At 70.6% G+C, this 13,400-nt stretch carries 14 protein-coding genes and 1 tRNA gene; 6 read left to right on the forward strand and 9 right to left on the reverse strand.

What is annotated here, in order from left to right; translation table 11 throughout:
- Positions 1-4: 4 nt before the first annotated feature.
- A complete protein-coding gene (nhaA, locus tag ACFVR6_RS07005) occupies positions 5-1,891 on the reverse strand; it encodes a Na+/H+ antiporter NhaA (protein ID WP_386960436.1) in 1,887 nt (628 codons plus the stop codon).
- Between the two features lie 108 nt (positions 1,892-1,999).
- Between nhaA and ACFVR6_RS07010 the strand changes: the two genes are divergently transcribed.
- Positions 2,000-2,359 (forward strand): UBP-type zinc finger domain-containing protein, encoded by a 360-nt coding sequence (locus tag ACFVR6_RS07010; protein ID WP_386960439.1) that lies wholly within the window; start codon positions 2,000-2,002, stop codon positions 2,357-2,359.
- Positions 2,360-2,402: 43 nt separating this feature from the next.
- Complete coding sequence (locus ACFVR6_RS07015) at positions 2,403-3,419, forward strand: SDR family oxidoreductase (protein ID WP_386960442.1); 1,017 nt, start codon at positions 2,403-2,405, stop codon at positions 3,417-3,419.
- Positions 3,420-3,446: 27 nt separating this feature from the next.
- Here the strand turns inward: ACFVR6_RS07015 and ACFVR6_RS07020 are convergent, their stop codons facing one another.
- Entirely contained in the window at positions 3,447-4,166 is a 720-nt protein-coding gene (locus ACFVR6_RS07020; protein WP_386960443.1) for an MBL fold metallo-hydrolase, read from the reverse strand.
- Positions 4,167-4,248: 82 nt separating this feature from the next.
- Between ACFVR6_RS07020 and ACFVR6_RS07025 the strand changes: the two genes are divergently transcribed.
- On the forward strand, positions 4,249-4,776 hold the full coding sequence (locus ACFVR6_RS07025) for a TetR/AcrR family transcriptional regulator (protein WP_386960447.1): 528 nt from the start codon (positions 4,249-4,251) through the stop codon (positions 4,774-4,776).
- A gap of 7 nt (positions 4,777-4,783) precedes the next feature.
- Here the strand turns inward: ACFVR6_RS07025 and ACFVR6_RS07030 are convergent, their stop codons facing one another.
- The 3 genes from ACFVR6_RS07030 to ACFVR6_RS07040 are packed head-to-tail and all read right to left on the reverse strand — an operon-like array spanning position 4,784 to position 7,439.
- Positions 4,784-5,662 carry an aldo/keto reductase gene (locus tag ACFVR6_RS07030; RefSeq protein ID WP_386960450.1) on the reverse strand — a complete coding sequence of 293 codons (879 nt, stop codon included), beginning with the start codon at positions 5,660-5,662 and terminating at the stop codon, positions 4,784-4,786.
- Entirely contained in the window at positions 5,659-6,483 is an 825-nt protein-coding gene (locus ACFVR6_RS07035) for an ABC transporter permease subunit (protein WP_386960452.1), read from the reverse strand. Before ACFVR6_RS07035 ends, ACFVR6_RS07030 begins: the two co-directional genes overlap by 4 nt.
- The gene (locus tag ACFVR6_RS07040; protein WP_386960454.1) at positions 6,480-7,439 is read right to left on the reverse strand and encodes an ABC transporter ATP-binding protein; all 960 of its coding nucleotides are present in this window, start codon (positions 7,437-7,439) and stop codon (positions 6,480-6,482) included. Before ACFVR6_RS07040 ends, ACFVR6_RS07035 begins: the two co-directional genes overlap by 4 nt.
- A gap of 165 nt (positions 7,440-7,604) precedes the next feature.
- Between ACFVR6_RS07040 and ACFVR6_RS07045 the strand changes: the two genes are divergently transcribed.
- A complete protein-coding gene (locus ACFVR6_RS07045; RefSeq protein WP_386960457.1) occupies positions 7,605-8,375 on the forward strand; it encodes a patatin-like phospholipase family protein in 771 nt (256 codons plus the stop codon).
- A gap of 6 nt (positions 8,376-8,381) precedes the next feature.
- Here ACFVR6_RS07045 and ACFVR6_RS07050 read toward each other — a convergent pair.
- From ACFVR6_RS07050 to ACFVR6_RS07060, 3 genes are all read right to left on the reverse strand, one after another.
- Positions 8,382-8,457: transfer RNA gene (locus tag ACFVR6_RS07050), tRNA-Thr, on the reverse strand.
- Positions 8,458-8,563: 106 nt separating this feature from the next.
- Positions 8,564-9,016 (reverse strand): hypothetical protein, encoded by a 453-nt coding sequence (locus ACFVR6_RS07055; protein ID WP_386960460.1) that lies wholly within the window; start codon positions 9,014-9,016, stop codon positions 8,564-8,566.
- 75 nt (positions 9,017-9,091) lie between these two features.
- Positions 9,092-10,036 (reverse strand): DsbA family protein, encoded by a 945-nt coding sequence (locus tag ACFVR6_RS07060; protein ID WP_386960462.1) that lies wholly within the window; start codon positions 10,034-10,036, stop codon positions 9,092-9,094.
- A 206-nt stretch (positions 10,037-10,242) separates the two neighbouring features.
- Between ACFVR6_RS07060 and ACFVR6_RS07065 the strand changes: the two genes are divergently transcribed.
- A complete protein-coding gene (locus ACFVR6_RS07065) occupies positions 10,243-11,346 on the forward strand; it encodes an ABC transporter ATP-binding protein (RefSeq protein ID WP_386960465.1) in 1,104 nt (367 codons plus the stop codon).
- Between the two features lie 71 nt (positions 11,347-11,417).
- Positions 11,418-12,725 carry a DUF4032 domain-containing protein gene (locus ACFVR6_RS07070; protein WP_386960468.1) on the forward strand — a complete coding sequence of 436 codons (1,308 nt, stop codon included), beginning with the start codon at positions 11,418-11,420 and terminating at the stop codon, positions 12,723-12,725.
- 24 nt (positions 12,726-12,749) lie between these two features.
- Here the strand turns inward: ACFVR6_RS07070 and ACFVR6_RS07075 are convergent, their stop codons facing one another.
- Positions 12,750-13,388: an NAD(P)-dependent oxidoreductase gene (locus ACFVR6_RS07075; RefSeq protein ID WP_386960471.1), complete on the reverse strand. Its 639-nt coding sequence runs from the start codon at positions 13,386-13,388 to the stop codon at positions 12,750-12,752.
- Positions 13,389-13,400: the final 12 nt, after the last annotated feature.

Below are 13,400 nucleotides of genomic sequence, written 5' to 3' on the forward strand. Positions count from 1 at the left end.
CTCCTCAGCGCTCGACGGGCGTCGACGCGGCCGCGGCATCCATCTCCCCGAGCGCGCGGATGAGCGCCTGCGCGTCGTAGGGTCCGGTGTGGCGGCGGCCGTTGATGAACAGGGTCGGCACCGAGGTGATGTTCATCGCCTCCGCGTCGAGCATGTCGTCCTGCACGCGGGCCGCGACCTCGGCCGATTCCAGGTCGCGCTCGAACCGCGCCACGTCCAGCCCGATGCGCTCGGCGATGCGCACGATGTCGGCGGGGCGCTGGTTGTCCTGATCGGCGAACAGCGCCCGCTCGAACTCGAAGAACTTGCCCTGCCGGGCGGCTGCCTCCGACGCCTCCGCCCCGGCGAGCGCGTTGGGGTGCTGCCGGGTCAGCGGCGCGTGACGCCAGACGTAGCGCAGCCGGTCGCCCAGCGCGTCGTGCACCTGCTGGATCGATCCCGACGCCTTGAGACAGAAGGGGCACTGGAAGTCGCCGTACTCCACGATCGTGTAGGGCGCGTCGGCGGCACCGAACACGTGATCACGCCTCGGATCGACCGGGCGGACGAGCACCTGCCCGCTCTCGGCGTCGGGGTGCACGGCGTCGGACACGCGGAAGATGACGGTGGCGAGCACGAACGCGATGACGGATGCCACGAGCACCCCGACCCGCGCCTCGTTCTGGGCCATCGCGTCGTCGATGGCGATGTCGACGATGAACAGCGAGATCGTGAAGCCGATGCCGCACAGTGCCGCGCCCCCGGCGATGCGGTCGAGGGTCAGCCCCGGACCGAACTCGCCCACCCGCAGCATCCGCATGACCGCCGCCGAACCGAACACGCCCACGAACTTGCCGACCACGAGCGCGACGATGATGCCCCAGGTGAGCGGCGACACCACCGCCGCCCGCAGGATCTCGGGCGAGACGACGACCCCGGCGTTCGCGAGCGCGAACACCGGAAGGATCACGTAGGCCACGTACGGCGCGTACGCGGATTGCAGCCGCTCGTTGATCGAGATCGACTCGCGCAGGCTGTTCGCCGCGGCGCGGGCGTACTCGGTGTTCGGCGACTGCCGGAAGGTGCGGGCGAGCTCGAGGGCGTGCTCCACGTCACGGCGGTTGGGGCGGTAGACCGGCACGAGCAGCGCGATCGCGACACCGGCGAGGGTGGGATGCACGCCGGAGGCGAGGAAGGCCAGCCAGACGATGATGCTGAGCGTCGCGTACACCGGCCCCCGCCCGCCGCGCAGGTAACGGGTCGCGTAGACGCCGGCGAGCCCCACCGCGGCGATGAGGAGCGGCATCGGCGAGAAGTCCTCGGTGTACACGAACGCGATGATGCTGAGCGCGCCGATGTCGTCGACCACGGCGAGCGCCAGGAGGAACACGCGCAGCCGGCCGGGGACCCGCGGGCCCACGAGCGCGAGCGCGCCGACCAGGAACGCGGTGTCGGTGGAGATCACCACTCCCCACGCGTGGGCTTGACCGCTGGAGCCCGCGACCAGCACGAACAGCAGCGCCGGCACGGCCAGGCCCGCCACCGCGGCGATGACCGGCACCATCGCACGCGACCAGCTGGTGAGCTCCCCGATGGCGAACTCGCGACGCACCTCCAGCCCGACGGTGAAGAAGAAGATCGCCATGAGCGCGTCGTTGACGAGAGCATGGAGGGTGAAGTCCAGTCGCAGGTCGCCGACCCCGATCGACAGGTCGGTCTCCCAGAACGACGTGTAGGCACCCGCGGCGACGTTGGCCCAGACGATCGCGGCGACGGTGGCGAGCAGCAGCAGCAGCGCACCCATGCGCTGGCGCCCCATCGCGCGGACCATGGCCGCGATGGACTCCCGCTTCCCCCGGCCGCGGGCGCGCGGATCGCGCGGTGGTGCGTCGATGATCGAGAGGTCGCTCATCCGCTTCTCCGCTCGCACGATGGGTTCGGCAGCCACTGCGGCACGTCTGGTCCCCGAGGATACCGCCGCGTAGAGTGCCACGGACGAAATCGGGCGACAGGAGGCACGATGCCCCAGGACCAGATCGATCCGGCCGTGCCACCCTCGGGCACGGGATGCCGCGAATGCGACGACATCGGCGGCTGGTGGGTGCATCTGCGGCGGTGCGCCGCGTGCGGCCACGTCGGATGCTGCGACTCGTCGCTCGGCACGCACGCCACCGCGCATTTCCGCGCGACGGGCCACCGCTACATGCAGAGCTTCGAGCCGGGCGAGGACTGGTTCTGGGACTTCGTCGGCAAGGAACTCGTCGACGGTCCGCCGTTGGCGCCGCCGACGAGCAGGCCCCTCGATCAGCCGTCGCCCGGGCCGCGAGGCCGGGTCCCCGGCAATTGGCGCGAGCTGCTCGAGGCGCGCGCCCGGGGCTGACATCGCCCGTGCAGCGCGCCCCGACGCTCGTTAGGGTCGGGCTATGACCTCCCTGCGCCTGCTCTTCCTCGGCGGCACCGGCACCATCAGCACGGCGTGCGTGCGCGCCGCAGTCGCCGCCGGCCACGACGTCACCGTGCTCACCCGCGGTTCCCGCGACCGCGATCTTCCCCCGGAGGTGCGGCGGCTGACCGGCGACGTGCGAGACGCCGAGTCGATCCGCGCCGCGATCGGCGACCAGCGCTTCGACGTGGTCGCCGACTTCCTCTCCTTCGTGCCCGAGCACGTCGCCACCGTGCTCTCGGCCGTGGAGGGCCGCACCGGGCAATACGTCTACATCAGCTCGGCATCCGCCTACGAGAAACCGCCGCGATATCTGCCGGTCACCGAATCGACGCCGCTGCGGAACCCGTTCTGGCAGTACTCCCGCGACAAGATCGCGTGCGAGCAGCTGCTGGTCGACGCGCATCGGTCGCGCGCGCTGCCGGTGACGATCGTGCGGCCGTCGCACACGTACGACGAGACGAAGATCCCCACGATCGGCGGCTGGACCGACATCGCGCGCCTGCGGGCGGGCAAGCCCGTCGTGGTCCACGGCGACGGCACGAGCCTGTGGACAATCACGCACGCCGACGACTTCGCGGTCGCGTTCACCGGCATCCTCGGCAATCCGGCTGCCATCGGCGACGCGTTCACCATCACCGGGACCCACGCGCCCAGCTGGAACCAGATCTACGGGTGGCTGGCCGACGCCGCCGGCGTCACCGACCCGCGCTTCGTGCACGTGGCCAGCGAAACGATCGCCGCGTGGGCACCCGATCTCGGCCCCACGCTGCTGGGCGACAAGGCGCATTCCGTCGTCTTCGACGTGTCGAAGGTGACGCGCCTGGTGCCCGGGTTCCGCACCACCGTGACCTTCGACGAAGGCGCACGGCGCATCGTGGCGTTCTACGACGCGCACCCCGATCAGCAGCGGGTGGACACCGAGCTGGATGCCGCGTTCGACGCGATGATCGCCCACGCCGACCGCGCCGGCAGCGCACGGGCCACCACCTCGTAACGCCACGCGGACCGCGGCGACCCGGCGTCAGCTCGTCGCGACCGCCGCGCGCACGACGGCGGCGACCTCGTCGGGCGACCCCCGCCACGGCGCGCCGTGGCCGGGGAGCACCCACGTCGCCTCGAGGCCCGCGAGCCGCTCGAGAGACGCCAGCGCGTCGTCGGGCGCATCGGTGAAGGGGGCGGGCCCGAGCCCGGTGCGCCCCGTGAGCACGTGGCGGGTGGTGAGGGCGTCGCCGACGCAGACGGCATCCGCCATGGGCACATACACCGCGATGCTCCCGGGCGAGTGTCCAGGCATCCCGATCACGCGCGGGGCGCCCGGCAGGTCGAGCACCTCGCCGTCGGCGACCTCGACGACCTCACTCAGGTAGGTGGTGCGCATACCGCGCTTGCGCAGCGCATAGCCGAAGAAACCGAGCAGCGGCCCCACCCGCACCCGCCCCATCGGCGTCTTCGGCTTGTCTCCGCCACGGGCGCGGTCGGCGTCGGCAGCGTGCACGAAGACGGGCACGCCGTGATCGCGCCGCAGCCGCTCGGCGAAGCCGAGGTGGTCGCTGTCGCCGTGAGTGAGCACGATGCCGCGGATGTCGTCGATCGAGCGGTCGATGCCCGCCAGCTCGGCGCGGAGATCCCGCTCGTGGCCGGGGAGACCGGCGTCGATCACGGTGATCCCCTCGGGGGTCACGACGAGGTACGCGGCGACGATGTCGTTGCCGATGCGGTGCAGGTGCGGTCCGAGTCGCATGGTGTCCTCCCGGAGATGATGGCGTTGGCTACGATACTTAGCTATCATGGCTTACGTCAATAGCCATCAAGGAGGACCGTCCATGCCGACACCCGATCGCACCTCGCTCGCGGCCATCGTCACGGCTGGGCGGGAGCTGCTCGAACGGGGCGGGCCCGCGAAGGTGAGCATGCAGGCCGTCGCCGACCGGGTAGGAGTGCGCGCACCCTCGCTGTACAAGCGGGTGCGCGACCGCGAGGCGCTGCTCCAGCTCATCGCCGAGGACATCGTCGACGACCTCGGCACCGTGCTCGCGGCATCCGACGGCACGCTCACCGGCCTCGCGCACGCCTACCGCACGTTCGCGCACACGCACCCCGAGGGCTTCCGCTACCTCTACGCCTCCTCCCCCGACCTCGCCCACCTGCAGCGCACGAGCGAGCCGGTGCTGCAGGCGGCGCGTGCGACGGTCGGAGAGGAACGGGCACTGGATGCCGCGCGCCTCGTGACCGCCTGGGCGACCGGGTTCCTCAGCATGGAGCTGGCCGGCGCCTTCCGCCTCGGCGGCGATGTGGACGGCGCGTTCGAGTACGGGCTCGCGCAACTCGAGGTCGCGCTCCGGCAGAGCTGACGCGCGGCTATCTGCCGCTGTAGACCGGGAACGCGGACGATCTGCCGTAGTCGCGCAGATCGAGGTTCCGAAGCGTCCCCATGTCGTCGTCGGAGATGACGAAATCGACGTCGGCGTTGGCGCGCTGGTGCTCGGGGTTCGCGGTCTTGGGCAGCGACACCGCACCCAGCTGCAGGGTGTAGCGGATGCACAACTGCGGCACCGAGACGCCGTACCGCTCGGCGACCGCCCGGAGCTCGGGACGGTGCAGGATCTCGCCGTGCGCGATCGGCGAGTAGGCCTCGACGAGCACTCCGGCATCCTGGCAGTAGTCGATGAGCTCGGTCGGGGTGTTGCCGATGTGCACGAGGATCTGGTTGACCTGCGGGGCGACGGTGGCGACCTCGAGGATGTTCTCGATGTCGCGCTGCTGGAAGTTGGAGACGCCGATGGCGCGGATCCTGCCCGCGGCGTGCACCTCCTCCAGCGCCCGCCACGCTTGGCGGTTGCCCTCGTCGTAGCCACCGCCACGGAAGTCGTTCCAGGGCTGCGGGCTGTGGATGAGCATCAGGTCGATGTAGTCGATGTCGAGCGTGGCCAGCGAGCCGTCGATCGCGGCGACTGCGGCATCGTGCTCCTTGATCTCGGCGGCGAGCTTGGTGGAGACGAACAACTGCTCGCGCGGCACGCCGCTGCCGCGGACGCCTTCGCCGACACCGCGCTCATTGCCGTACGCCTGTGCCGTGTCGATGTTGCGGTACCCGATGCCGATGGCGTCGCCGACCGCGCGGCCGACCTTGTCGTCGTCGATGAACCAGGTCCCGAGGCCCAGTTTGGGGATCTGCACACCATTGGCCAGTGTGTAGGTCTCGTCGAGGATCATGGTGTCGTTCCTTTCGTTGGTCATCCGGTGACGTCGCGGCGCGCGAGCGCCGCCGTCGCGACCGCGGTGAGCAGGGCGCTGCCTCCCCACAGCAACGCGAGCCCCGGGCCGTCGACGCCGTTCGCGAGGGGTGCCTGCCCGAACGCCCACTCGAACGGCGAGAAGATGCGCAGTCCGTCGAGGTCGTCGGCGTTATTGGCGACGGCCTGCAGCACGTAGCCGGCGACAGCGACCCCCGCGCCTATCCCCACGCCCCACGACCTGCGGCCGGCGACGGCACCGGCGGCGAGCGCGGCGGTCGCTGAGAACAGTCCCACTCCGACCCAGGCGAGCACGACCGCCGCCAGGTTGCTCGTGCTCACATCGAGCTCGGCGGGGCCGTTGAGGATCGCGACCGCGATCCACGCGACGACGCCCAGCAGAAGCAGCTTCACCATCGCGGCGACGGCGCTCTCCAGGGCGTACTGCACGCGGCCCACCGCGTGGGCGAGCGTCAGTTCGAGACGTCCCGACTCCTCGGCACCGCCGATCGCGGCGGCACCCCACACGATCCCCGCGATGGTGATGAGCACGAAGCCGATCAAGCCGAAGAACGTCGCCTGCGTGTACCCGGCACCGGTGGCGATGTCCTCGTACCCGATGGTGCGCACCAACTCACGGGGCAGGGAGTCCAGCAGCCCCGTCAACTCCGGCGAGCGCATCGCAGGGAACAGCGGCAGGTAGAGTCCGACGATCGCGACGATGCCGATCGACCAGCCGATCTGGCCCCGCCAGCCGTCGAGCAGCCCGCGGCGCAGCACGGGAACCACCACCGGGCGGGCGGGTGCGCGGACCTCGGCCGTCATGACCGCCTCCGTCGCGTGGCGCCGGACGCCGCGCCGTAGAGCCCGAGCACCGATTCCTCCAGGTCGGGCTCCTCCACGGTCAGCTCCCGGATCATCCCGGTGCACAGAGCGCGGATGACCGGGTCGATGTCGCCGCGGACGGTGGCCGACACCCGTGTCAACTCGCCCAGCGCGGTGATATCCAGGTCGGCGACACCGGGCACCCCGTCCAGTTCCGTCCGCAGCGCCTCCCCGGCGCCGCCTGCGAGGGTGGCCTGGAGGCGGCGCACGCTCGCGATGCGCAGAGTCGCCACGGATCCTTCCGCCACGACGCGTCCTTCCGCCAGCACGGCGACGTCGTCGGCGGTCTGCTGGATCTCGCTGAGCACGTGGGAGCTGAGCAGCACCGTCTGCCCGTCGTCACGGGCTTCCCGCAGCATCGCGAGCACTTCCCGTTGCACGAGTGGGTCCAGGCCGCTGGTCGGTTCGTCCAGTACGAGCAGGGCGGGGTGGTGCATGAAGGCCTGCACCACCCCCACTTTCTGCTTGTTCCCCTTCGACAGCGTCCGCACCGGGCGGGTGAGGTCCAGCCCCAGCCGTTCGGCCAGGCTCTCGATGGCGCCGGGCGCGACCGGTCCGCTGATCTCGGCGAGGTGGCGCAGCATGGCGCCCACGCCCACCCGACTCGCCAGGCGCAGCTCCCCCGGGATGTACCCGATGCGGCGTCGCAGCGCCGCGCCGCCCGCACGCGGATCCGCGCCGAGCACCGACACCTCCCCGGACGTGGGCCGGATGATGTCGAGCAGCACCCGCAGCGTCGTGGTCTTGCCCGCGCCGTTCGGGCCGATCAGCCCGAAGATCGAGCCCGGTGGCACGGTGAGGTCCAGTGCGTGCAGCGCAGTGTGCGCACCGTACTTCTTGTGGAGCCCGCGCACCCGCACCGCCACCGGTTCCCCGGTACTCCCCGCGTCGCCCATTGCTCGTCCTCCGGATCCGCGCACGTGGTACGTCGACCCCGACGGACCGGCGGATGCAGGCCACTCGAGCGACGGCATCCATAGCGTGCCACCGCGGACGGCCGGACGTAAGGGGCGGGGTGTTACATTCGCCGCGGACGGCGCCACCGGCGACGGGAGGACGTTGTGAGCGACGCAGGCGATGACCGGGCGCTGGGCCTAACCCTCGGCGGCGGCGGCGCGTTCGGTGCGGCGCACGTCGGTGTGCTGCAGGTACTCGCGGAACGCGGCATCCGTCCCGGCATCGCCACCGGCACGAGCTCCGGCGCGCTGGTCGCGTCGGTCTATGCCGCGGGCCTCGAGATCGCGGCGATCGAGGAGCTGGCGCAGCGGTTCCGCTGGCGGGCGATCGCGCGCTGGTCGTTCACTCCCCGCTGGGGGCTGCTCGACACCCGGGTGCTGACCGACGCGGTCACCCGCACCCTCGGCGGCGACCCGCTCATCGAAGACCTCCCCCGCCGGTTCGGCGCCGTGGCCACCGACCTGCGCACCCGCCGCGCGGTGACGATCGACCGCGGACCGCTGAGCGAGGCACTGCGGGCGACGATCGCGGTTCCGGGTCTGCTGCCGCCGGTGCGCCGTGACGGGGCGCTGCTGGCCGACGGCGGCATCGTCGATAACGTCCCATTCGATGCCGCCCGCACCCTGGGGGCGTCCCGCGTGATCGTGGTGCGGCTGCACGCGAAGTGGGAGAACGTGCGCATGATGCGCACCGTCAGTCGCACGGCCGATCTCGTGCGCGATCCCTCCGTGGTGCTGATCCAGCCCGAGATGGAAGGCATGGCGCAGTGGACGATGGCGTCGGTGCCGCGCCTGATCGCGGAAGGCCGCCGGGCGGCGGAGGCGGCGCTGGATGCCGCAGCGTCGCACGGGCACGGCGACTGGCCGTCGTCGTGAGTGTCGTGGTGCCGGCTACAGGACTTGAACCTGCAACCCCCGTATTACAAGTACGGTGCGCTACCAATTGCGCCAAGCCGGCAAGCCCGGAATCCCGGGCTTCCGCGGGAGCTCACGCCGCCCGGTCGAACCGGCCACGCACGAACCCCGCAGACTCGGCTCCGCCGTCGACGGAGCCACCACAGAGTCTAGAGCGTCCGGTGCACGGCCGCCGCGCCCTCCACGGCGAAGAACGGTCGCGGCCACGCGCCGAGCGCGAGCACCGCCGCGACGACCTGCAGCAAGCCGGTGGCGAAGTACAGTCCCTGCAGCGGCGACCACACGAGCAGGATCGCGATCTCGACGAAGACCCAGACGATCATGACGAGACCCGCGGCGGCGTGCAGACCCCATGCCAGCCGGAGTCGGCGTCGCTGCGCGACGAGGGCGAGCGCCTGCGAGCCGCCGACCACGATGCCGAGGATCACGCCTGGCCAGACGTACGACGAGAACACACTGTCGTGGAGCCATGCGAGGGGAAGCCCGAGACCGCCGCCGGCGGTCAGGCCGACGAAGCCGACCACGGCGGACAGCAGGTTGAACCCGGCGATGATCGCCAGCGTCACCCGCCAGCGTCGCGGCGGGCGGAGCACGGTCTCCATATCCGCAGACTACGCCGGGGCGCGCCACCCGTCCCGAGCCCGCGCCGTGACTAACCGGCGCCCACGCACTGCCGCTTACGGCGTGGGGGTGGGCGTCGGAGTGGGGTTGGTCTCCTTGTAGTACGCGTCGCTGGCCAGCGTCATCACGAACTGCGCGAACTCGGCCGGGTCGTCCAGCGCGCCCACGTACGGCTCGCCGTTCACGAGCACCGTCGGGGTGCCGGTCAGCGCCAGGCCGTCGGTGTCGGGGATGCCTTTGAGTGCACGATCGGTAGCCTCACGAGCCCAGGAGGCGAAGCGCCCCTCGTCGATGCACTCGCGCACGGTCTTGGGCGCGTTCACGCCGGATGCCTGGGCGAGGTCGGCCAGCTCCTTGTCGGACATGCCGTCGTCGTCGACGTCGGGCTGCTTGGTGAGCAGCTCGTTGGTGTAGGTGAAGAATGCCTCCTGCGAATGCGTGGCCACGCAGGCCGCGGCGCTGGCCGCGCGCAGGGAGTACTTGGTGCCGTTGGACTTCGCGCTGAGCATGGCGACCGGGTAGTAGGTCAGCGATGCCGAGCCGTCGTCGACCCACGATGCGAGCTGCGTCATGTTGGTCATCTGGAACGTGCGCGACCCCTCGGAGAGGTAGTCGATGTAGACCCGGATGTCGACGGCGGCGTCGCTCTCGGCCGGCTCGGCGAGCGTGACGTTGGGAGTGACCTCGGCGGGAGCGGGCGTCGCCTCGGCCATCCCGCGCTCGGCGTCGGCCTGCCCGAGCGCTCCGGTCACCGACGAGATGGCGAATCCGTTGTCGACCTCGTTGGCGGGTGACATCTGAGGCTTGGAGGCGTTGCTGGACACGACCCACACGAGCGATCCGGCGATGACGGCAACGACGGCGAGGGCGCCCACGCCCAGCAGCGACCGCCGGATGATCCGCATGCGGGACTGTTTGGCGTGCACGAGCTGCGCCTTCTCACGCACCGCTTCGCGGGCGTCGCGCTTCACGGGTGCGTTCGAGTGATCGTCGCTGGACATGGAACCTTCTGAGAGACGTGCGGCCGGCTGTCCGGCGGGGGCCGCTCGGGTGTGCGCGGCGATATCGATGCTAGTCAGAGTGTCTGGGAAAAACCCAGACATGCCATACTGGAGGGGCACCCGAAGGCGGGCGCGCGGGAATCAGCCCCCGCATCACTTCACTACGGATCGTCCGGCACGTACCTGCCGGTGAAGGAGAAGGAAACATGGCGACTGTCACGTTCGACAACGCAACTCGCTTGTACCCCGGGGGCACGCGCCCGGCCGTCGACAAGCTCAACCTCGAGGTCGCCGATGGCGAATTCCTCGTGCTGGTGGGCCCGTCCGGCTGTGGCAAGTCCACGTCGCTGCGTATGCTGGCCGGCCTCGAAGAGGTCAACTCGGGCCGCATCCTCATCGGCGACCGCGACGTCACCGACGTCCCGCCGAAGGACCGCGACATCGCGATGGTCTTCCAGAACTACGCGCTCTACCCGCACATGACGGTTGCCGAGAACATGGGCTTCGCCCTGAAGATCGCCGGCGTCGGCAAGGAAGAGCGCGCCGCCCGCGTGCTCGAGGCCGCCAAGCTGCTCGACCTCGAGGAGTACCTGACCCGCAAGCCGAAGGCCCTCTCGGGTGGTCAGCGTCAGCGCGTCGCCATGGGTCGCGCCATCGTGCGTCAGCCCCAGGTGTTCCTCATGGACGAGCCGCTGTCGAACCTCGACGCCAAGCTCCGCGTGCAGACCCGTACCCAGATCGCGTCGCTCCAGCGTCGCCTGGGCGTCACCACGGTCTACGTCACCCACGACCAGACCGAGGCCCTCACCATGGGCGACCGCATCGCCGTGCTCAAGGACGGTCTGCTGCAGCAGGTCGGCACCCCGCGCGACCTGTACGAGAAGCCGAACAACGTGTTCGTCGCCGGCTTCATCGGCTCCCCCGCGATGAACCTCTTCTCGGCGGACCTCGCCGAGGGTGGTGTGCGCTTCGGCGACGAGGTCGTGCCGCTGGACCGTGACACCGTCGGCCGCGCCAACGGCAGCCAGGTCACCGTGGGCGTGCGCCCCGAGGACATCGTCGTCGGCCCCGCCGACGGCAAGGGCCTCTCGGTCGTCGTCGACCTCGTCGAGGAACTCGGCGCCGACGGCTACCTGTACGGCCACACCGAGATCAACGGCAAGCGCACCGACCTGGTCGCTCGCGTCGACGGCCGCAACCACCCGAACGCCGGCGAGACGGTCACGCTCGCCGCGACCGCCGGTCACGTGCACGCCTTCGACATCGAGTCGGGCGAGCGCCTGAACGACAAGCCGGTCGTCTCGGCCTGATCGCATTGCACCTCGCGCGGCGCGGGTAGCCTTGGGGCTGCCCGCGCCGCGCCGTTTCGCCAGGAGTCCCCGTGCCTTCAGCCCTCAGCATCACCGCGAGTTCGGTCGATCCGGGTCTGCTGACCCTGCCGTGGTCGACGCCGCTGGCCGACTGGCCGTCGCAGACGATCGTCTCCCTTCCCAAGGGCCTCTCCCGCCACCTCGTGCGCTTCGCGAACCTGTCGAACCGCGTCGTGGCGATCAAGGAGACCACCGCCGAGATGGCGCGCCGCGAGTACGAGATGCTGGGCAACCTCGCCCGCCTCGACGTGCCGTGCGTCTCTCGCATCGCCGTCATCGCCGGCCGCACCGATGACGACGGCAAGCCGCTGCCGGCCGCCCTCGTCACGGCGCACCTGAAGTTCTCCCTCCCCTACCGGGCGCTGTTCACGCAGGTGCTGCGGCCCGACACGGCATCCCGCCTCGTCGACGCCCTCGCACTCCTGCTGGTGCGCCTGCACAACGTCGGCTTCTTCTGGGGCGACGTGTCGCTGTCGAACACCCTCTTCCGCCGGGATGCCGGTGCATTCGCGGCCTACCTCGTCGACGCAGAGACCGGCGAGCTGCACGAGTCCGGCCTCACCCGCGGCCAGCGCGAGCACGACCTCGATGTCGCGCGCACCAACATCGCCGGCGAGATCATGGACCTCGAAGCAGGCGGCCGGCTGGAAGGCGGCGTGGATGCCGTGGCGATCGCCGACGGCATCGTGTCGTCGTACCACGCACTGTGGGCTGCCCTCACCGACCGCGAGACCTTCGCCGCCAACGAGTCGTGGCGCATCACCGAGCGCGTGCAGCGGCTCAACGACCTGGGCTTCGACATCGGCGAGATGTCGATCGAGGCCACCGACAACGGCACGCGCGTGTCGATCCAGCCGAAGGTCGTGGATGCCGGGCACCACCAACGCCGCCTGCTGCGGCTGACCGGCCTCGACGTGGAGGAGAACCAGGCCCGCCGACTGCTCAACGACCTCGACGAGTTCGCGGCGCGCGTGTCGCGCCTGGGCTCGGACGAGGACATGGTGGCGCACGAATGGCTCACGCGCGTGTTCGAGCCGGTCGTGAAGGCCATCCCGTGGGATCTGCGAGCCAAGCTCGAACCGGCCGAGGTCTTCCACCAGGTGCTCGAGCACCGGTGGTACATCTCCCAGTCGCGGGGCCGCTCGGTGCCGCTGGCGGAGACGCTGACGTCGTACATCGAAAACGTGCTGCGCCACCGGCGCGACGAGGCGACGGTCGTCGGACCCGAGACCGAGACCCTGTCGGTCATGACGAGCACGTCGGCGATTCCGGTGCAGGACGACGACGACGAGACCGTCGACTGGCGCGACCTGGTGTAGTCAGGCCGCACCGGTCGGTGCGGATCAGTACCCGACGGTGAAGCGCTCCCGCCGGTGTCGCGGGTTCTCGATCTCGTCGACCACGGCGACGCCGAGGTCGGGTCCGGAGATGAACGAGTCGCCCGCCTCGTCGACGACGAGCACGTCGCCGCCGTCACGGTAGCGACCGGTGCGCTCACCCGGATGCCACGCCCCGAAGCCGCCGGCGGGGTGCACGAAGAACCAGTCGCGAGCGGCATCCGTCGCCTGCAGGTCTTCGAGCACGCCGATGGCCTCGAACGCCTCGGCCTTGAACTCCTCGGGGAAGTCGGTGTCGATCAGGCGCGGACCGCCGGGGGCCACCAGGCTCCCCCCGGCCCCGCCGATGAAGCCGACCCGCACGTTCTCGGGGAGCGCGGCGACCAGCTGGGCGACCGCTTCGCGCACCTTGCCCTCCATGTCGCCGCGCGGCGAGATCGCCACGACGACGACGTCGACACCCTCGAGCTGGGCGACGAGGGAGGGCACGTCGAGGATGGTGCCCTCGACATACGTCGCACCTTCGATGCGCTCGGTGGGGATGCTGCGGGCGACCGAGACCACGGTGTGGCCACGGTCGACGGCCTCAGCGACGATGTTGCTGCCGGCGTAGCCGGTGCCTCCGATGACGGCGATGCGGGTCATGGTTTTCCTTCC

It is taken from the genome of Microbacterium sp. NPDC058021 (assembly GCF_042885955.1).
GTDB lineage: Bacteria > Actinomycetota > Actinomycetes > Actinomycetales > Microbacteriaceae > Microbacterium.